Genomic DNA, 18,930 nt, shown 5'->3' on the forward strand with positions numbered 1-18,930 from the left:
CAGATTTGGTTATCTAAAAAATAGATGGGCTTTTACGAAGCGTAAGCATTTAACATCCATATCATTTTCTCTTGATCTTTGAGTAAGTCGCTCATCATGGAAACTGTTACTTCATCTTTTGTTTCGGATGCTAATGATAAAAGTTTTCGTTCTTCAGCAATGAGGACTTTAAGTGTTTCCCCAATATTGTTTAGAGCTTTATCAGCACTATCTATATAACCGGATTCTTTAATGTTTGCAGTTTGTAGATAATTACTGAATTGATGTTGAGGTATCCCGCCGAGCATCAATATTCTTTCGGCAATTTCATCAATTGTTTCGGCGGCACTGTTATACATATCTTCAAATTTACTATGTAAAACAAAGAAAGAATGTCCCTTAATATTCCAGTGAAGACCTCTTAGGTTTGTATAATAAACTTGAAAATCTGCCAGTAATTGTTGCAATCCGTTTACTATATTTTCTACTTTTTGTTTGTCTAATTGAATATAATCTAAAGTTTTCATATCATTTTATTTTAGAGGTTTATTTAATTGTTTAGTACAAATGTAAGAAGTTATGTTTTATAAATCAAACTGATATTATATATATTGATATAGATAATATGAATATATTTCTGAGTTAGAAGATAATTGGAATTTTGTGTTGTTTTAGATAAAGAGTGTTGTGGTGAGGATTATTGAGCCGGAATAGGGTTACTGTAAGAGCTTGCGAAAGCTTATCTCCGGCCTTTGAAGCTTACCGGATTTTGTATAAATGTTTCTTGAGTATTCATGCTTTGATAAAAGAAGGAGGTTTTTCTCTATTTGAGAATTAGTAAAATTTTGGCTGTTCGAATATTTTAGAGAGAGGAGGCTATTAAAAAAAGAAAAGGTTGTCATCTCGACAACCAATCTTCGTTAACCTTAAATCTAATACCATGAAAAACACAATGCAAATATAATGTATTTTTGTGTTATACAACATGCTTTGTCTACAAAAAATATGTTGTTTAACATTGTTTTGTATCTTATGGATGAAAGAGGCTATTTATAAACAATTATTTATGATTTATGAGCATATTAAAATATACATTCTCATTTTTAGAGCTTAGCTTATTTAAATTTTGCTCGGTCAGTTTTGAGAGTTTCTTTCAAGGATGTTTTTTCTACTTTTATGAAAATGATCAAGAACTATCTGACGATTGAAAACAGTTTGAAAAGAAATGCAAAGACGTTTTTTTAATTGGAAAATTTAGACAAGTTCTCGGACTCCCGAGAAAATTTTATTGGGTTATGTTTATTAAAAAACATATTATCGGTGTAAAATTGTTATTTTTTGACCCAAAAATTATATTAAAATAGTCTCCGATAGTTTATCTTTATCATAACATTATTATTAACTTTTAAATGAAATACAAATGAAAAAATTGGGATTCTTTTTCCTTCTGCTTTTGGTCTGCCAATCATGTATAGTAATTTGTAAAGGAGGAAAAGATAAAATTGTGGAAAAATCTAATTATGAAAAGGTTTCGGGGAGAGGGCAGATTGTGGAGAAAGAGATGACTCATTCCGGTTTTGACAAACTGTCTTTATTTGCTCCGATAAAAGTAAAAGTTTTGGAGGGGGAAACCTATAATGTGAAGGTTTCAGGACATGAAAACTTGGTATCATTACTTAACATTGAGATGAAAAATAAAACCTTAAAGATTAATACAGAGAAAAATTATGAGTTTACTGATGATGTAAAAGTATTAATACAGATACCCGTGTCATTGCAGAAAATGGATATCGGTAGCTTATGTCAGGCCTCTATCGGAGAAATCATCGATCGGGATAAATTTGAATTGAATGCCTCAGGTGTATCGAGGTCTAATTTCGAAAAACTTTTTGTTCATGATATCGATCTGAATATCAGTGGAGTTTCTAAAGTCGATATTACGTCTTTAGAAGCGAAAAAGCTTTCCTTGAGTTTGAGTGGAGTTTCCGAAGCCAAAATAGATGGAAAAACAGTTGATTTATCTCTTGAAATGTTAGGCGTAAGTAAAGGTTTTTTAGGAAAATTAGAAACTGAGAATCTAAATTGTAGAATGTCTGGTGTTTCTGATTGTAAGGTGAGGGTATCTCAAGTATTGAAAGCCGATATGTCCGGTGTTTCTAAACTCAATTATTGGGGAACACCTTCTACATTAGATGTTAGTGCTTCCGGGAAATCTTATGTCAAAGCAATCCAATAGAATTATTGTTCTTGAAGATATAGATGTGTCCTTTCTAAAGTTTACCACTTTTTAATGATTTAGGAAGTGGTATTTAAATATTTTGAGTATAAAATTGAAAATTTGTCAGTTTTATTTGCTTGATTCTATGTAATTATTGTAATTAAATGTATTTATCTTGATATATGATACAAAATTGTTGTTTTTTGGTGAATTTGGATTATTGTTAATTTCCGTATAGTATTAATTTTGAAAAACAAATCGGAATATTATTTATCCCATGAAAAAATTCTTTATTACTTTATTGATATTGTTCTGTTTTATTGGATGTAAAGAATCTGATCTTAATAGGGCTTTGTCTATGGCAGGAGATAATGCCGATGAATTGAAAGCTGTTTTGGACTATTATAGCCATGATCCAAAAGATAGTCTTAAATATCGGGCTGCATTGTTTTTGATAGAGAATATGCCTGGACATTATTCTTTAGGTGGTAGATATATTGATCTTTATTATGATTCGGTAGACTCATTGCTTTCATTTGTAACAGATAAAGAATCTCTAAAACAAAAAATAGATAGTATTGCTGAATATTATAAATTATCGGAAAATGCGATCCGACTTGAGGATGTGGAGCACATAACGGCAAATTTTCTTATTAATAATATAGAGCGGGCATTTGAAGTGTGGCCAAAAGGGGGATATGCAGAACATTTATCATTTGACCAATTTTGCGAATATATATTACCATATAGAGTTGGTAATGAACCTATCGAATTTTGGCGTGATTCTTTAAAAAATAAATATAACGATATATGGGCTCATGGGTATCATGAAGGATGGAGACATTCTGCTTTTCATGCTTGTTGTGAAATAAATAATCGATTAAGAGAAGAGGCTGGTGTATATCTTTTGCCACCTGCTTTTCCTATAGAGAAGTATTCAATCTTAGCTCGGATGTTTATTGGTGATTGTGATAGTTATGGAGCCCGAGCGACTTTTGCAATGCGAGCAAAAGGTGTACCTGTCGTAAAAGATTTTACACCGCAGTGGGCTTATCGGAATATGGGGCATTCGTGGAATGTCGTATTATGTAATAATGGTCGGGAATTGTCTTTTGGCGGTGTAGATGTTAATCCGGATGTTATTCATAAACCGGATGCAAAAATGGCAAAAGTATATAGGACAACTTTTGCCCGTAATAAAGAGTCTTTAGCTTCGGTTTGTAAAGGAGAGCCTATTCCTTCGAATTTAAAAAGCCCTTTTTATAAAGATGTGACTTCGCAATATCTTGAGACTTCTGATATTGATGTGGATATTAAAGTTTTGCCTAAAGAAAATCGTCAATTTATGTATTTGAGTCTTTTTAATAATAAAAAATGGATTCCTGTATGTTTTGCAAAGATAAGATTTGGTGATGCAACATTTAATTCAGTAGGACGGGATATTGTTTATTTGCCTTCTTATTATGTTGATAGGGAAATGCAACCAGCTAATTATCCTTTTTTACTTGATTCTCGAGGTAGAATACATTATTATGAACCTGATACGTTAAATGTTTATAATTTACGTATATATCGCAAATACCCTGCTGAATTTAGGATGGTTGGTGTGGCATCTCATATGATTGGTGGGGAGTTTCAAGCTGCTGATAATCCCGAGTTTAAGAATGCGATAGTATTACATCGAATTGAGGAAAACCCATATGGATTATATGTTACGATTCCTTTGGATTCTGTTCTTACAAAGTACCGCTATTGGAGACATGTCTCTCCTATTGCAGGATATGGGAATATTGCAGAATTACAATTTTGGGGGGAAAATGGAGAATTGCTGAATCCGTCGGGGAAAATAATAGGGACGGATGGTACGTGGGGAAATGATCCGAAACGATCGAAAGAATCGGCTTTTGATAATGATCCGTTGACTTTTTTTGATTCTTCTAAGCCTGATTCTGCTTGGGTAGGACTTGAATTTCCGAAACCTGTAGCAGTACAGAAAATTGTCTATTTACCGAGAAATGATGGAAATAATGTGGCTATTGGAGATGAGTATGAGTTGTTTTACTATTCTATAAAAGGATGGAAGAGTTTAGGACGGAAAAAGGCTAAAACACATTATGTCGAATTTGCTGATGTCCCTCGAAATGCTGTATTATGGTTGCATAATCATACACAAGGTCAAGAGGAAAGAATTTTTACATTTGATGGAAAAAGTACTTTTTGGTGGTAGAATTATCATGTTATATTAAATATTTATTGTTATGAATAAGTTATACAGACCTTCAGTTTATACCATTCCTGTTGTAATAAAGGATGAACCGGGTAAGACTTTATTGATTCATGGATATACAGGAGCTATGGATATTGCGTCTGAAAAGATAATGAACTGCCTTCAACCAGAGAAAAGATATTCCTATGATAATATTCCATTGTCTAAAGATGTTTTTGATAGACTTATTGCTCGAGGATATTTTACGGATAAATCTGAACAAGAAGAATACGAGTATTTAAAAAACTTTACTTCTCTTTTTAATAGATATGAGAAAACTAAAAGTAAGGTTTTTACCTTGATGATTGCTTATGATTGTAATTTCAGGTGTCCTTATTGTTATGAAGGGAATATTTCTGGAAAAGGACGTCAATGGTCTAAAAAAATTTTTAATAAAGATATGGTTGATCGAGCTTACCAAGCGATGGAAGAAATCGAACCTAATAAGAATTTACGTGCTAAAACGATTACATTATACGGTGGTGAACCTTTGATGGCTTCAAATAGGGAGATTATAGAATATATTGTTATAAAAGGAAAGAGTTTAGGTTATAATTTTGATGCAGTGACTAATGGATATGATTTAGAATATTTTCTTGATTTGTTAGGTCCGGAATCAATTAAATTTCTACAAATTACGATAGATGGAGAAAAGGAATACCATGATAAACGTCGCATACATTATAAAGACGGAAAGTCATTTGATAAAATTATTGCAAATATTGGTAAAGCGTTAAAGACAGGTGTTTCTATTTCTGTCCGGGCAAATACGGACGGGAGAAATATTTCAAGTATGCGAAATTTGAAAAATTATTTTTATGAATTAGGTTTTTATAATTATAAAACATTTTCTTTTTATTCTGCATTGTTGTGTGGTGAAAAATCGGATGTTGATAAAGTGAAAAAAAATACTCAAACTTCTGAATTGAATAAAAAAATTGAATACTTAAGCCGTGAAGAATTTCTTTTAAAGCAGGAGCAGAATGATTCTGATATTTGGGGACAGGATTATGGTGTCTTTACGAAAATTTATCGGGCATTAAAAAATTCCTCAAAAATACAGTTCCATACGATATTTTGTCCTTCTCAAACCAATTCTTATATATTAGATCCCTATGGGGAAATTTATTCTTGTTGGGATACCGTAGGAAAGAGAGAGCGTTGTTTAGGTTCTTATTTAGATGATATAGTATGGAATGAAAAAGAACGGAGTTTATGGCATAATCGTAATATTGGGACTGTGGCAGATTGTGCTCATTGTAAATATGCTTTGTTTTGTGGTGGAGGTTGCATGGGTAAAGTCCTTGCTAATGGAGGGAGTTTTGAGTCTAACTTTTGTGACAGTTATTCATTGATTTTTGAGAAATATGTTATTCAGGCATATAAAAAGTATAGGGCAGAAATGCACTAATAATTAATAACTTATTAAATAAATTTTAGATGATGAAAAATCAAGAAGAGAAAAAAGAGAAGCAATCTGAAGATTTGGTCTCCTTAAATGATTCTTTGTACAATGAATTCTCATTGGAAGAGTTGGAAAAACGATTGGAAACAGACCCTCTATTGTTTGGAAATTTAGTAGATCCTTTATGTTTCATTGATTTTAGCTGTACGTGTAAAAAAGGTACATATACCTGTGAGCATGGAGGTGATACTTGCCCTTGTGATGGGGCAAATCTTGATTGTCCAGAGTTTTTTTCTAAGTAATTCTTAAAATTTGAAGAACGTCTTGTACATTATTGGTGCAAGATGTTCTTAAATAGGTGTTTAATGGATAATGTTGGAGACATAAAGAACCTGAGTATTTTGACATTTGAAACCTCAAGTAGGGAGTATAGGTATTTAGTCGCTTTCGGAGAACGATTTTGGGAAATAACAGCTGCCGTTGCAGATCTTATTAAGGCTTTTCAACAAGGAGGGTCTTTGGAGAATGCAACAGAGTTATTTTCTAAAAGTCGAAGAAGGTCGTATTCTCAGGAAGAAGTTATGCATTTGGCAGATATTTATATTGCTCCTATTTTTAAAGAAAATAGTTCTAAAACTACAAAATCTTTTTTATTGAGATTAAATATCTTGACGGCAAGACAAGTTGCTATCTGTTCAGATAAATTGAAATGCTTATTTCAACGATCTGTATTGTATCCGTTGTTATTTCTAATTATAATATTAGAGATACTTTTTTTTGTTAAGCAAGATATTGTAACAAAAATATTTGATATTGAGTTTATAGATATAGTTGGGTTAATTGCTCTTTATATTATATCTTCTTTTTTTCATGAGTTGGGGCATGCTTCGGCTTGTAGATATTTTAAAGTGGAACATGGAGGAATCGGGTTGGGATTATATTTGACATTTCCGGTTTTTTTTACAGATGTTACTAAAATCTGGACACTTTCCCGAAAGCAGAGAGTTGTCGTCAATTTTGCTGGTGTATATTTTCAACTGATTTTTCTATTGCCGCTTATCTTACTTTCATTTATTATTCCAAATGACTTCTTCATATATTTTGTGTTTGTCATTAATTTGAATTTCCTATTGACTATGAATCCGTTCTTTAAGTTCGACGGTTATTGGATGATGAGTGATTTGTTGGGCATACCTAATTTGCGAAAAAGAACCAATGAACTGTTGTCTTATTGGATAAAAAAGATAAGGAAGAAGAATGCGGGGAGTTATCCGTTTTTATTGACGATAAAACCTGTGGAAAAAACAATAGCAATTGTTTATACGATTGTGGTGAATGTATTTTTTGGATATTATTTTTTCTTTATAATACCCCATTTTTTAGTAGCGTTTGTTTCAGACTTTCCATATTTGTTTCAACGTGTAATTAATTCACTTATTGTAGGTAAGATGCCTGACTATGTATTATTAAAGAGTTTTTTCTCCCAATTATTGATTTTAGGATTAATCTTGTTTTTCTTTTATAACTTATTAAAGCCTTTGTTGAACAATTTAAAAAGGAGATATATAGAAAAAAATCAGAGGTAATTAGTTTATGATAGAAATTAATGTAAAACATATTGGACAATTTTTTTGTATCCTATTGATTTTTTTCTTGGGGATATTATTGATTTTTAAACCTGAAGATACATATTTTTTCTCAGGATGGTTTGCTGTCGTTTTTTTGTCGATATTACTTATTTATACGCATAGTGATTTTAAAATTTCCGGCTTGGATATTTGCATCTTTCTATTTGGATTGTATGATGTGTTTTCCTTATTGTTATCGCCTAATCCTATTGCTGGTTATTCATATTTGGCTTCGTCATTTATTTTGGTCTGCTATTATTTTGTCCTTCGATTTTATTTAAATACAGAAGATAGAATAAAGAGTTTGATAAAATGGTATTCTGTTCTTATTTGTTTAGTTTCCATAATTGCCCTCTATTCTTTTTCTCTTTTTGTGGAAAATTTATCAAATGTGGGTTGGGATAATAATGTTTCTGGTTTCAAATTCCTTTATCGACCGTTAGGATATTTAAATAATGTGTGGAATACTTTCTCTATTGTTTATTTAGGCATATTGGGATTATGTGGATGGTATTGTCGTGATAGCAGGGTGTGGCTGATTTTTTTATACGTTGCATTGATTCTTGTCATAATAAATATTTTATTTACGTTTTCGCGCGGGGCTAATTTGGCATTATCCGTTTTTTTATTGGGTAGTACTGTTTTGTTCTTTTATTCTAAGATGTCTTTGAGAAAAAAAATTGGAATTTTCATTTTGACATTGTCAATTATAGTTTTGGCTTTAATTCCGTATTATGAAGATGTGCTTAAATCGATGCATTGGGGAGAGAGTGTTTCTCAGCAACGTAGTGTTTCCGGTCGCATCGCTTCTTTATATGCTGCATGGACTGTTTTTAAAGAGAAGCCTGTTATTGGATTTGGTTCCGGTAACTATTCTTTGGCAGTGGATTCTTTACTCTTTGAGAAAGAGGATGTAGCATTTACTAATTTTGCGCCGAATGTATTGGTGCAGCTGGGGGTAGAGAAAGGTATAACCGGATTTTTGATATTCGGATTATTTATAGGTTATTTTTTTTGGTACTTTGTAAAGGAGAAAAAAGATGGAGGATCGTATTTTATTGCATTGACAATATTGGCCGTTGGAATAAAGGAAATGACTTTTTCTTCTCTCCTTGAGTGTGAGGGTATTCAGGTTTTATTGATTACTTTATTGGCTATTTGGCAGAACCGGTATATTTCATGCCGATATATGGTAATTTCTGCAGGTCCTAAATTACGAAGTATAGCAGTTTTGTCTCTTGTTATATTATGCTCGTTTGTTACTGCTTTTATTGTTCGTCATAATAGAAATGAATATTTTAATTATAAGTGTCTGGAAAATACTAATTTATCTCGTCTCGATTCTGCATCTTTTTATATAAGCAAAACTCGTGAAAATTTGCCATATCTTATTAATCGGAGTACTGTAAATTGGCTGCAATATAACGATTCTAAGGATAAAAAATATTTAGAGAGTTCTATACAATATTTACGGGAAGCTATTTCTATAAATCCTAAAGATGTCATGTTGCATTATAACATGTCTGTTTTGTTAGAATGTATTGGACGGAGGGATTCTGCTCAAAATATATCGAGAAGATTATTGGAAAAGTGTCCGGATAATGCTCTGTTTTGTATTGGAGCTTTTAACCTTGAGTATAAAAGCGGGGAAATGGAACGTGCGGTGTCTCTCTTAGCACATGCAATAAAATTATCTCCTAAAATTTTAGAGACAGATTTGTGGAAGCAATGTGCTTTGGATAATAGTTATGTGAAGAAAAATATTATTGATTTTTTGATAAAAGGCGCAAATCGAGATTCGGACGATCCGATTTATTTGGCTAAATACGGGAAAATTTTTTTATGTATAGGTGACACGGTCTCGGCAAAGAAGTATTTAGATAAAAGTGTGAAGATACTTCCGAATCTTGTATATCCATGGTACTATTTGGCCGAAATTGAATATAGTAGAGGACATGAGCATCAAGGGGATTTTTATATGCGTCGTTTTTCTCTTTTGGGAGGAAGAAGCACAGAGATAGAACGTATTTATCAAAAGAAAGAGTATGAATATAAGTTTCTGGCAGATCGGTATGAGGTAAAATTCCGAAAATGGTATGATAGTCGAAGTTGTCCTTTTTCGATTTTCTTACCTGTTGATGGGAATATATTTTGAAATAAAAACAATAATAAATAAAATATTGCTTTATGATAGAATTAAAATCGGTAAGTAAGATCTTTCAAACGAAAGACATTGAGACACGCGCATTGGATGATATTTGTTTAAAGATTAATTCGTCAGAGTTTGTCTCTATAATGGGACCTTCGGGTTGCGGAAAAAGTACGTTGTTGAATTTGATCGGTTTGCTGGATCAACCGACTGCCGGAACTATACTGATACATGATACGGATGTATCGAGGATGAGTGATCGGGAGGCTGCCCGGTTTCGGAACAAGAGTCTTGGATTTGTTTTTCAGAATTTCCATTTGATCCCCTCTCTGAATGTTATGGATAATGTTGAGTTGCCGTTATTATATGGCCGGGTTGCTGCTGTCGAAAGGAAAGAGCGGGTAAAAGAAGTCTTGAATATGGTGGGGCTGTCGCATCGGATGAAGCATTTCCCGTCCCAGTTGTCAGGGGGGCAATGCCAACGTGTTGCAATAGCAAGGGCGATTGTCGGACGTCCGGAGATAATTCTTGCCGATGAACCTACCGGAAATTTGGATAGCCGCATGGGAGAAGAGATTATGGATATTTTGTTGGAGTTGAACAAACTTGGAGTTACGGTGGTAATGGTTACTCATGATGAGCATATTGCTTCCAAAACAGGACGAATAGTACGATTGTTGGATGGAAAACTCGTTTAGAGAAAGGGGATATCATGAAAATTGTGTTGAGTTATATAAAGACAGCTTTATATAATATAAAGCGGAATAAGGCTTATGCGATATTTTATATTTTGGGTACGACGTTGGCATTTGTTTTCATTGCTATTATATTGCATGTTGTCAAACTTATTACTACCGATGCAGAGCCGATGTTATATGGCGATCGAATTGTAACGGTAAGCGGTTCTCAGCTTTACAATATGCAGGGACAATATATCGGAGGAATTTATCCCATGGAAATGGAGCAGTTTTTTGCGGCATTGAAAGGATATGAAATGGTTTCGTACGATAATGATGAGTCTTCTATTGCTTATGTGAATGATCAGTTGAAAGCTGTAGATGTGTCATTTATCGGGGGCGATTATTTTAAAATGTATCAATTCCGTTTTATCGATGGGACATCGTTTGATCGTGAGGATGCTCGAGAGGGGAAGAAAGTCGCTGTAATTAAAGAAAGTTTGGCAAGAGTCGGTTTTCCGGGAGGTAAAGCCGTCGGCGAGAAAATTAAGATTCAAGGTATTGAATATGAAATAATCGGTGTCGTTGCCGATTATTCGATGTTTTCTGCACCTACACTTGCCAGTGTTTGGGTTCCGTACCGGTATAACAAATTTATCCCTTCTGCTCATTTTTGTTATAATGTGAATATTCTATTCCCGGAAGATATGGATGTTGCCCGGATGAAAGAATTGGTATGTAACAATGTGCGGGCTACAGTAGAAAATAGGGACATGACAGTAGACATATTGCCGGAGAAGATTTATACTAAAAAGGAGGAGCGGATAAAAGAATACGGGACAAATATCATGTTATACGGTGCCGGAGCTGCTATTTTCTTGTTGTTGATTATTCCTGCTTTGAATATCGTAACATTGAATTTTTCCAATATGGAGAGCCGGGCTTCGGAGATTGCGATTTCCCGAGCGATTGGGGCTACCCGCATTTCGGTTTTTTTTCAGATTATGGGTGAAAATTTCTTTTTGGTATTGATCGGGACTATTTTAGGCGTTCTTTTGGTTTTACCGATGTCCTATGGGGTGCAGAGTCTTGTTCTGGGCGGATCTCTTAATGAGAAAATGTCGCTGATCGCTTCTCTTGATATGTCGGTTATTTGGTGTCAGGTGTTGCCTTTGGCTATTTTGTTCTCTTTATTGTCAGGTGGGCTGCCGACCTATTTAATTACACGAAAAAATATTGCAGCGGTATTGAAAGGAGGAAACGAATAATGAGAAAGTTTTTGCTAAAGATGATCTGGAATCGTCGGAATAAGGTTTGGGAAATTTTTGTAGAACAATTTTTTATCGTATTGGTACTGATGCTGTGTCTCGGGTCTCTGTTTTCGGCATTGAAAAAATATAATGATCCGGGGCTTTTAAATACGGATAATACATTTGTGTTTTCTTGTATGCCGGTTAATTTTAATTCGCGGGCTTCTTTACGGGAATCCGGGCGCATAACATCTCTTGTCGTTGAACGGTTAAGGACCAATCCTGCAATAGAAAGCGTGACTGTGGGTAGCGGATTGGCCCCATATATGAGAGACGGCGATAACTATAGTGGAGATACGGTCAGGATTAACGATAAAAAAATCATGGCAGCTATAAAGACTGTCGATAAATATGCTCTTGATGTATTTGATATTCGTTTGGAAGAAGGAGAGTGGTTTACCGGAGAGACCAAATTGGCTGATGGCTCTCTTCCTGTTGTTGTTTCCCGGCAATTGGTAGATGCTGTCGGGTGGGTAGATGCCGTCGGCAAGAAGTTTGTATATAGAAATCGGGAACTTACGGTAATCGGGGTTGTTGCAGGGGTGAAGCATGCAGTATTCGAACCTTCGTCAGAGGCGATACTTTTCCCTTTCGAGCATTTGCCCTTTATGGAATGTGTCGCTAAAGTGAAAAAAGGGCATGAAGCTGACTTTTATAATGCTTGCGATAAAGAGTTCAAACGGGCCGGCTTAAATAATGATGTCGAGTTGTTTGTTTCTCCAATGGAAGAGTGGAAGGCTTTTTCGATGGTTGGGACGATGCTTTCAGTTGCAGCACAAGCCGTGCCGGCTTTTTTCTTGTTTATTTTTGCGTTTATTGGAACATTCGGATTGTTTTGGTTACAGTCGAAAAAAAGGTTGAAAGAGTATGCTTTGCAGTTAGCTTTAGGAGCAACACGTAGAGATCTTATGAAAATGGTACTCGGAGAAAGTCTGTTGATTTCGGTAATGGCTTCTATTCCTTCAGTACTGTTGGCGTTTTTTATTTATGATTTTACCGTAGAAAATGTTGCTGCAGTTGTGACCACAATATTGCTGATGTGTTTGTTTTCATTATTTAGTGCATGGTATCCAGCATATCGAATTTCTCGTGTAAATCCGGCAGAGGTATTGCATTATGAATAATGAGTAAATATAGGTTGTATGAAACTATGGATGATATGTATAGTCTTTCTGTTCCCTACCTGTTTGTGGGGGCAGAAAGATACTTTGTCTCTCTCTATGAATCAGGCTTTAAATATAGCTCGTATTTTTTCTATTGATGCAATCGTGGCAAGAAATACTTTGCAGATTGCTTATTGGTCGTACCGTAATTATAAGGCGGAATTGTTACCCAGTATGGTTTTGGACGGCACTTTGCCCAGCTTGGATAAGTCATTGTCTTCTTATCAGAAAGAAGATGGTACATATTCGTTCGTAACCAACCGTTTGCTTAGCGAAAATTTGAATCTTTCCATTACTCAAAATATTCCTTATACGGGAGGTTCTATTTCTTTACAGTCTCAATTGCAACGTATTGACCAGTTGGACGGAGATCGTAATACAAGTTATTTGAGCATCCCTTTAGGATTGACCCTTTCTCAACCTTTGATTACAGCTCGACCGTTAAGATGGTCGATGCGTATAGAGCCCAAGAAGTATAAAGAAGCATTACAACAATATTGTGTAAGTATGGAGGCTGTAAATATGCAGACAGTCAAGCATTATTTCGAATTTTTATTAGCATCGGTAAATAAAAATATCGCAGAACAGAATCTGAAAAACGCTGAGGAATTGTTGAAAATAGCTCAGGGTAAGAAAAAGATCGGAATAATATCGGATAATGATTTGCTGCAACTGGAATTAGGAAGATTAAATGCTTCGTCAAATTTGATAAAAGCAGAACAAGAGTATGATAATAAGATGTATGCTTTTCGAAATTATTTGCGATATGATGATTCTGTCGTGTTGAAAATTGATGTTCCGCAAAAATGCCCTGTTGTAAAGATTTCACCACGTGAAGTTTTAGATATTGCATTAAAAAATAATCCTTTAAATTATTCGATCGAAAGGCAGTTGTTAGAGGCAAAACGGCAAATTGCCCAAGCACGAGTAGATCGTGGATTTAAAGCAGATATTTATGCTTCGGTAGGATTTACGGGAAGTGATAATAGTTTATCCGGAACATATCAGAATTTACAGAATCGTCAGGTTGTGAGTTTAGGAATACGCATTCCTATTTTAGATTGGGGAAAAGGTCGGGGACGAGTGCGGTTGGCGAAGTCGCAGCAAGAGCTCATAAAGGCGCAAATTGAGCAAAGTCAGATGAATTTTGAACGAGATGTAACGTTATCTGTCAATCAATTTCAAGATCAGACAAGATTGTTAGATATTGCTGTTCTTGCAGATTCTGTTGCACAATGTCGGTATAAAACAGCGTACAATATATTCGTTATGGGAAATATTAATGTCTTGGATATAAATTCTGCCCAAGTCGAACGGGATAATGCCCGTAGGGAATATATTTCTCAGTTATATACCTCTTGGTTGTATTATTACAATATTCGACAGTTATCCCTTTATGATTTTGTTCGAGATGAGGATATTATATATGAAATGATAAAAAATTAAAAAATATAAACATGGGCATGGATAAAGAAATTTCACCGGAGGTGAAACGTCGTAGAAAAAAGATATTGATTATTAAATTTGCATTTGTAGCATGTGCTGTAGTTTGTTTTTTTATTGTTTTGGTGAAAGTATTCAGTGCCGGAATTCCTTTAGAAGATATTGATTTTGGAACGGTGACAAAAGGTGAAATCGGGATTTCTGTTTCTGCAACGGGAAAAGTCGCTCCTCTGTCGGAAGAGATAATAACCTCGCCGATTTCTTCGAAAATATTGGAAGTATATAAAAAATCCGGAGAGAAACTATCCAAAAATGATTCTATTTTAAAACTTGATTTAGCGGAAGCAAATGTAGGTATGGAGAATCAGCGGAATGAGCTGGAGATGAAACGTTTTAAATTAGAACAGATGAAGATCGTGGCGGAAAGCCAGTTGTCGGAGATGAAGATGAGTATCGATATAGATGAAATGAGATTGGAGAGAATGAAAGTGCTATTACAAAATGAGAAATATTTAGATAGTATAGGAGCAAGTACATCTGATAAAATAAAGCAAGCTGAATTGGAATATAAAGTTCAGAAAATGAATCTGGACCAATTAAAATTAAAATATAATAATCAGAAACGAACTTCTGCTGCGGATATTCGAGTGCAGGAATTGGATTACAATATAGCCTTGAAAAATATTTCGTTACGGACTAAGATGATGAAAGAGGCACAAGTGCGTTCTCCTCAAGATGCGACTTTGATATGGGTAAATGATCAGGTTGGAGCAACTGTGCCTGCCGGTTCACAATTGGCAATTGTTGCTGATCTCGGTAGTTTTAAAGTAGAAGCCGAAATTACGGATGGATATGCTGATAAGGTTTTACCGGGGAATAAGGCAATTGTAAAAATCGGAAAAGAAGAACTCTCGGGAATCGTGGGAAATGTTGTTCCGTCAGTAAAAGATGGAATGATACAATTTCTTATATTTTTAGATGATAATGACCATGATCGTCTGCGTTCCGGCTTGAAAGTTGATGTCTTTGTTATTAATGCGGTAAGAGATGATGCTCTTCGTATAGAAAGACGTTCTTTTTATAATGGCCCGGGAGACTATAATCTTTGGGTGATGGATGGAGATCATATTGTGAAGAGAACAGTCAAGTTAGGAGAGGGAAGTTATGATTATGTAGAAGTATTAGACGGTTTGAATATCGGTGATAAGGTGGTGGTATCGGATATGAATAAATATAGAGATAAAGAGAATTTGAGGATAAGAAAATAAGATATGATGCTGATAGATAAGAATATATTTTTAATTTCAACCTTTTTACCATAACATTCCCGAATCCTTTGTTAATAAGGCATATTTTTAGTTAGAGCTGTTTGTCTTATGTATAAAAAAGACGAACAGCTTATTTTTCTGTCTCATTTTGATTATCTTTGCCAACATTATGGCTCGTATTTTATCGATAGATTACGGAAAAAAACGTACAGGAATTGCGGTGACCGACCCTTTGAAAATAATAGCGAACGGGTTGACAACGGTCCCTACGCATGAATTGGTCGGTTTTCTGAAAAATTATTTTCAGAAGGAGGCTGTGGAGAAAGTAATCATAGGATTACCGAAACAGATGAATAATCAACCTTCAGAAAATATGCGATACATCGAGCCTTTTGTAGCACAGTTTAAGAAGTTGTTCCCTGATATTCCGATAGAATATTTTGATGAACGGTTTACTTCTGCGTTAGCACACCGGTCTATGTTGGAAGGCGGGCTGAAGAAGAAAGATCGTCGAAATAAAGAGCTGGTGGATGAGATCAGCGCAGTAATCATATTACAGGGATATATGGAAAGTGTGCTGCATACTTGATTGTTAAAATCGAAACAAGGATTTATATGCCGGGAGCACCGGCATATTATGATAAAAAAATATATATGTTATTACCAATTTATTTATATGGCCAGCCTGTGCTGAGAAAAGTTGCAACGGATATAACGGCCGATTATCCTGATTTGAAGAAACTGATTGAAGATATGTTTGAAACGATGGATAAATCGGATGGGGTAGGCCTTGCCGCTCCTCAGATAGGTTTGGATATCCGGGTTCTTGTTATCAATTTGGATGCTCTCTCGGAAACGTTTCCTGAATATAAAAATTACCGGAAGGCAATGATAAATGCTCATATAGAGGAAGTATCCGGTGATAAGATAACTCGAGAAGAAGGATGTCTGAGTTTACCCGGAATTCATGAGCCTGTGACTCGTCAGGAAAAAATAAAGATAACGTATCGGGATCAGGATTTTGTAGAACATACCGAAGTATTTGAAGGTTATGTCGCTCGTGTCATTCAACACGAATATGATCATCTTGAAGGGAAAATGTTTATCGATCATCTTTCCCCTATTCGCAAACAGCTTATAAAATCGAAGCTGAACAGTATTCTGAAGGGTAAAGTAAATTGCGGTTATAGGGTAAAGGCAGTAAAGAAATAATACTTATATTGACACACTTAATTTTAAGAATCTAAATTTATGACTTCATTACAGAAAGACATTTTAGCATTGCGCGAGAAAAAAGCGCTGGTGCAAATGGGTGGAGGAGAAGCCGCCATTGAAAAGCAGGAGGCGATGGGCAAGTTGACTGCCCGAAATCGTATTCTGGCTTTGCTGGATGAAAATTCATTTCAGGAGTATGACCTCTTTGTAGAGCATGAAGCCAGGGGCTTCGGCATGGAAAAAAAAGTTTTACCCGGAGACGGAGTAATTACCGGAACAGGAACTATCTTTGGCGCTCCTGTATGTATCTATGCTCAAGATTTTACCGTAGCAGGCGGGTCTCTTGGTTTGATGCACGCTCGTAAGATAACTAAGATAATGGATCATGCACTAAAGATGAAAGTGCCCATTATCGGGATTAATGATTCCGGTGGTGCACGTATTCAGGAAGGTGTAGGTGCATTGGCCGGATATGGAGAGATCTTCTATCGCAATACGATTGCTTCAGGCGTAATTCCTCAGATTTCGGTAATCTTAGGCCCGTGTGCCGGTGGTGCGGTATATTCTCCGGCATTGACCGATTTTGTTTTTGTCGTTGAAAACATTTCGAAAATGTTCATTACAGGACCTAATGTCATCAAGACCGTTTTAGGCGAAGAGATTTCTATGGAAGATTTAGGAGGAGCTCGCGTTCACGCTGAAATTACAGGTAATGCTCATTTCTATGCACAAAGTGAACAAGAGTGTTTTGAACAAATCAAGAAATTGGTGACGTTTATTCCTTGGAACAATAAGCAACGTGCTCGTGCATGGGAACCTAAAGAACCGATTTTTGATAAATCGATCAATGATATCATCCCGGCCGATCCGAAACAACCGTACGATGTACGTGATATTATAAAATGTGTTGTAGATGATTCTGATTTCTTTGAAATACAACAACTTTGGGCAGCGAATATCGTAATCGGATTTGGTCGTATCCATGGCGATACGATCGGATTCGTCGCTAATCAGCCTATGGTAATGGCCGGAGTGCTCGACTGTGACAGCTCTGATAAGGCTGCTCGTTTCATCCGCTATTGCGATGCTTTTAATATTCCTATTGTTACATTCGAAGATATGCCGGGTTATTTGCCTGGAGTAGATCAGGAGCATGCCGGCGTTATTCGTCATGGTGCGAAAGTTCTCTACGCATATTCCGAAGCGACAGTGCCTAAAATTACTATTATTTTGCGTAAAGCATACGGAGGCGGATATATTGCAATGAACTCGCGGCATTTAGGAGCAGATTTCGTATTTGCTTGGCCGAGTGCGGAAATTGCAGTGATGGGACCGGAAGGTGCAGCTAATATTATTTTCAGAAAAGAAATTATGGAGGCTGAAGATCAGAATGCAATGCGTCAGGAAAAAGTAAAAGAATATATCGAGAAATTTGCTAATCCGTATGTTGCGGCGGCTAAGGGATATATCGATGCGGTGATCGAACCGCGAGAAACACGTGTCAGCTTGAAGCATGCTTTAGTTCTGGCAAGAAGTAAAGAAGAATCCCGTCCGTCGAAGAAGCATGGAATTCCTCCGTTCTAATCCATAAATCGAGATTGAAGATGGAAAATGAAAAAGTGAAATTAGTAGATTTTGCAGTTACAGCCCGTAAATATAAAACGACATTGACAAAGAAATTTATCAATCGTCCGTTGTGGGTGAAACCTGTACCTGGCGAGATCCGTTCTATCCTTCCGGGAACGATTGTTTCGTATGCGGTAGAAGTGGGGCAGCCGGTGAAGGTCGGAGATTTGTTACTCGTTCAAGAGTCGATGAAAATGCAAAATCGCATATTATCTCCGGTTGCAGGAGTTGTAACAGAATTGAATGCTACTCCCGGAGAACATTTGGTGAAGGGGGCCTTGATGTTGACAATAAAAACCGAATAGGTATTGTTACTAAGTATGGAAAAGAAAGCGTTGTGGATACTTCCGTAACGCTTTCTCTATTTTGAGACGTATTCGGCTTCTTTGGAAAACTTGATTTATTCGTTATATTTGTATTTCTTAGAGCCTGCCTCAATTTTGCTCGGGTCAGGTTTGAGAGTTTCTTTCGAGGATATTTTTCTGTTTTTACAAGGAGGATAGCAAGCTATCTGACGAGGAAAAACGGGAAAAAAGACCGGAAGAAAACACAAAAATGACCTGATAATATTTTTTGTTGGAAA

Annotated in this window: 16 protein-coding genes; 15 read left to right on the plus strand and 1 reads right to left on the minus strand. The window is 35.6% G+C overall.

Going from position 1 to position 18,930, the window contains the following annotated elements:
• Positions 1-32: 32 nt before the first annotated feature.
• Positions 33-506 (minus strand): DNA starvation/stationary phase protection protein, encoded by a 474-nt coding sequence (locus tag Q0093_RS03585; protein WP_294176528.1) that lies wholly within the window; start codon positions 504-506, stop codon positions 33-35.
• 893 nt (positions 507-1,399) lie between these two features.
• On the opposite strand from Q0093_RS03585, the gene Q0093_RS03590 reads away from it, so the two are divergent.
• The 15 genes from Q0093_RS03590 (at position 1,400) to Q0093_RS03660 (ending at position 18,652) form a co-directional block, all read left to right on the plus strand.
• Complete coding sequence (locus tag Q0093_RS03590) at positions 1,400-2,215, plus strand: DUF2807 domain-containing protein (RefSeq protein WP_297928470.1); 816 nt, start codon at positions 1,400-1,402, stop codon at positions 2,213-2,215.
• A gap of 259 nt (positions 2,216-2,474) precedes the next feature.
• Positions 2,475-4,424: a hypothetical protein gene (locus Q0093_RS03595; protein WP_297928471.1), complete on the plus strand. Its 1,950-nt coding sequence runs from the start codon at positions 2,475-2,477 to the stop codon at positions 4,422-4,424.
• Between the two features lie 127 nt (positions 4,425-4,551).
• Positions 4,552-5,874, plus strand: a complete 1,323-nt coding sequence (locus Q0093_RS03600) for an SPASM domain-containing protein (protein ID WP_297928472.1) — start codon at positions 4,552-4,554, stop codon at positions 5,872-5,874.
• 29 nt (positions 5,875-5,903) lie between these two features.
• Entirely contained in the window at positions 5,904-6,170 is a 267-nt protein-coding gene (locus Q0093_RS03605; RefSeq protein ID WP_297928473.1) for a hypothetical protein, read from the plus strand.
• 63 nt (positions 6,171-6,233) lie between these two features.
• Positions 6,234-7,454, plus strand: a complete 1,221-nt coding sequence (locus tag Q0093_RS03610) for a hypothetical protein (protein WP_297928474.1) — start codon at positions 6,234-6,236, stop codon at positions 7,452-7,454.
• Between the two features lie 415 nt (positions 7,455-7,869).
• Complete coding sequence (locus Q0093_RS03615; protein WP_297928475.1) at positions 7,870-9,651, plus strand: O-antigen ligase family protein; 1,782 nt, start codon at positions 7,870-7,872, stop codon at positions 9,649-9,651.
• A 32-nt stretch (positions 9,652-9,683) separates the two neighbouring features.
• Complete coding sequence (locus Q0093_RS03620) at positions 9,684-10,343, plus strand: ABC transporter ATP-binding protein (RefSeq protein WP_297928476.1); 660 nt, start codon at positions 9,684-9,686, stop codon at positions 10,341-10,343.
• Between the two features lie 14 nt (positions 10,344-10,357).
• Positions 10,358-11,590, plus strand: coding sequence for an ABC transporter permease (locus Q0093_RS03625; RefSeq protein ID WP_297928477.1), 1,233 nt, complete (start codon positions 10,358-10,360; stop codon positions 11,588-11,590).
• On the plus strand, positions 11,590-12,756 hold the full coding sequence (locus Q0093_RS03630) for an FtsX-like permease family protein (RefSeq protein WP_297928478.1): 1,167 nt from the start codon (positions 11,590-11,592) through the stop codon (positions 12,754-12,756). Before Q0093_RS03625 ends, Q0093_RS03630 begins: the two co-directional genes overlap by 1 nt.
• An 18-nt stretch (positions 12,757-12,774) precedes the next feature.
• Positions 12,775-14,241, plus strand: a complete 1,467-nt coding sequence (locus Q0093_RS03635) for a TolC family protein (protein ID WP_297928479.1) — start codon at positions 12,775-12,777, stop codon at positions 14,239-14,241.
• 11 nt (positions 14,242-14,252) lie between these two features.
• A complete protein-coding gene (locus tag Q0093_RS03640; protein WP_297928480.1) occupies positions 14,253-15,506 on the plus strand; it encodes an HlyD family efflux transporter periplasmic adaptor subunit in 1,254 nt (417 codons plus the stop codon).
• 169 nt (positions 15,507-15,675) lie between these two features.
• On the plus strand, positions 15,676-16,095 hold the full coding sequence (gene ruvX / locus Q0093_RS03645) for a Holliday junction resolvase RuvX (protein ID WP_297928481.1): 420 nt from the start codon (positions 15,676-15,678) through the stop codon (positions 16,093-16,095).
• Between the two features lie 65 nt (positions 16,096-16,160).
• Complete coding sequence (gene def / locus Q0093_RS03650) at positions 16,161-16,718, plus strand: peptide deformylase (protein WP_294176537.1); 558 nt, start codon at positions 16,161-16,163, stop codon at positions 16,716-16,718.
• 39 nt (positions 16,719-16,757) lie between these two features.
• Positions 16,758-18,305: an acyl-CoA carboxylase subunit beta gene (locus Q0093_RS03655; RefSeq protein ID WP_009319652.1), complete on the plus strand. Its 1,548-nt coding sequence runs from the start codon at positions 16,758-16,760 to the stop codon at positions 18,303-18,305.
• A 20-nt stretch (positions 18,306-18,325) separates the two neighbouring features.
• Positions 18,326-18,652 (plus strand): acetyl-CoA carboxylase biotin carboxyl carrier protein subunit, encoded by a 327-nt coding sequence (locus tag Q0093_RS03660; RefSeq protein WP_122338359.1) that lies wholly within the window; start codon positions 18,326-18,328, stop codon positions 18,650-18,652.
• Positions 18,653-18,930 lie beyond the last annotated feature (278 nt).

It is taken from the genome of uncultured Coprobacter sp. (assembly GCF_947855755.1).
Taxonomy (GTDB): domain Bacteria; phylum Bacteroidota; class Bacteroidia; order Bacteroidales; family Coprobacteraceae; genus Coprobacter.

Coding starts and splice junctions, on each gene's coding strand:
- Q0093_RS03605 (WP_297928473.1), top strand. CDS start 5,904: ATGATGAAAAATCAAGAAGAGAAAAAAGAGAAGCAATCTGAAGATTTG.
- Q0093_RS03595 (WP_297928471.1), top strand. CDS start 2,475: ATGAAAAAATTCTTTATTACTTTATTGATATTGTTCTGTTTTATTGGA.
- Q0093_RS03610 (WP_297928474.1), top strand. CDS start 6,234: ATGGATAATGTTGGAGACATAAAGAACCTGAGTATTTTGACATTTGAA.
- Q0093_RS03630 (WP_297928478.1), top strand. CDS start 11,590: ATGAGAAAGTTTTTGCTAAAGATGATCTGGAATCGTCGGAATAAGGTT.
- Q0093_RS03625 (WP_297928477.1), top strand. CDS start 10,358: ATGAAAATTGTGTTGAGTTATATAAAGACAGCTTTATATAATATAAAG.
- Q0093_RS03655 (WP_009319652.1), top strand. CDS start 16,758: ATGACTTCATTACAGAAAGACATTTTAGCATTGCGCGAGAAAAAAGCG.
- Q0093_RS03590 (WP_297928470.1), top strand. CDS start 1,400: ATGAAAAAATTGGGATTCTTTTTCCTTCTGCTTTTGGTCTGCCAATCA.
- Q0093_RS03640 (WP_297928480.1), top strand. CDS start 14,253: ATGGGCATGGATAAAGAAATTTCACCGGAGGTGAAACGTCGTAGAAAA.
- Q0093_RS03635 (WP_297928479.1), top strand. CDS start 12,775: ATGAAACTATGGATGATATGTATAGTCTTTCTGTTCCCTACCTGTTTG.
- def (WP_294176537.1), top strand. CDS start 16,161: ATGTTATTACCAATTTATTTATATGGCCAGCCTGTGCTGAGAAAAGTT.
- Q0093_RS03620 (WP_297928476.1), top strand. CDS start 9,684: ATGATAGAATTAAAATCGGTAAGTAAGATCTTTCAAACGAAAGACATT.
- Q0093_RS03660 (WP_122338359.1), top strand. CDS start 18,326: ATGGAAAATGAAAAAGTGAAATTAGTAGATTTTGCAGTTACAGCCCGT.
- Q0093_RS03600 (WP_297928472.1), top strand. CDS start 4,552: ATGGATATTGCGTCTGAAAAGATAATGAACTGCCTTCAACCAGAGAAA.
- ruvX (WP_297928481.1), top strand. CDS start 15,676: ATGGCTCGTATTTTATCGATAGATTACGGAAAAAAACGTACAGGAATT.
- Q0093_RS03585 (WP_294176528.1), bottom strand. CDS start 506: ATGAAAACTTTAGATTATATTCAATTAGACAAACAAAAAGTAGAAAAT.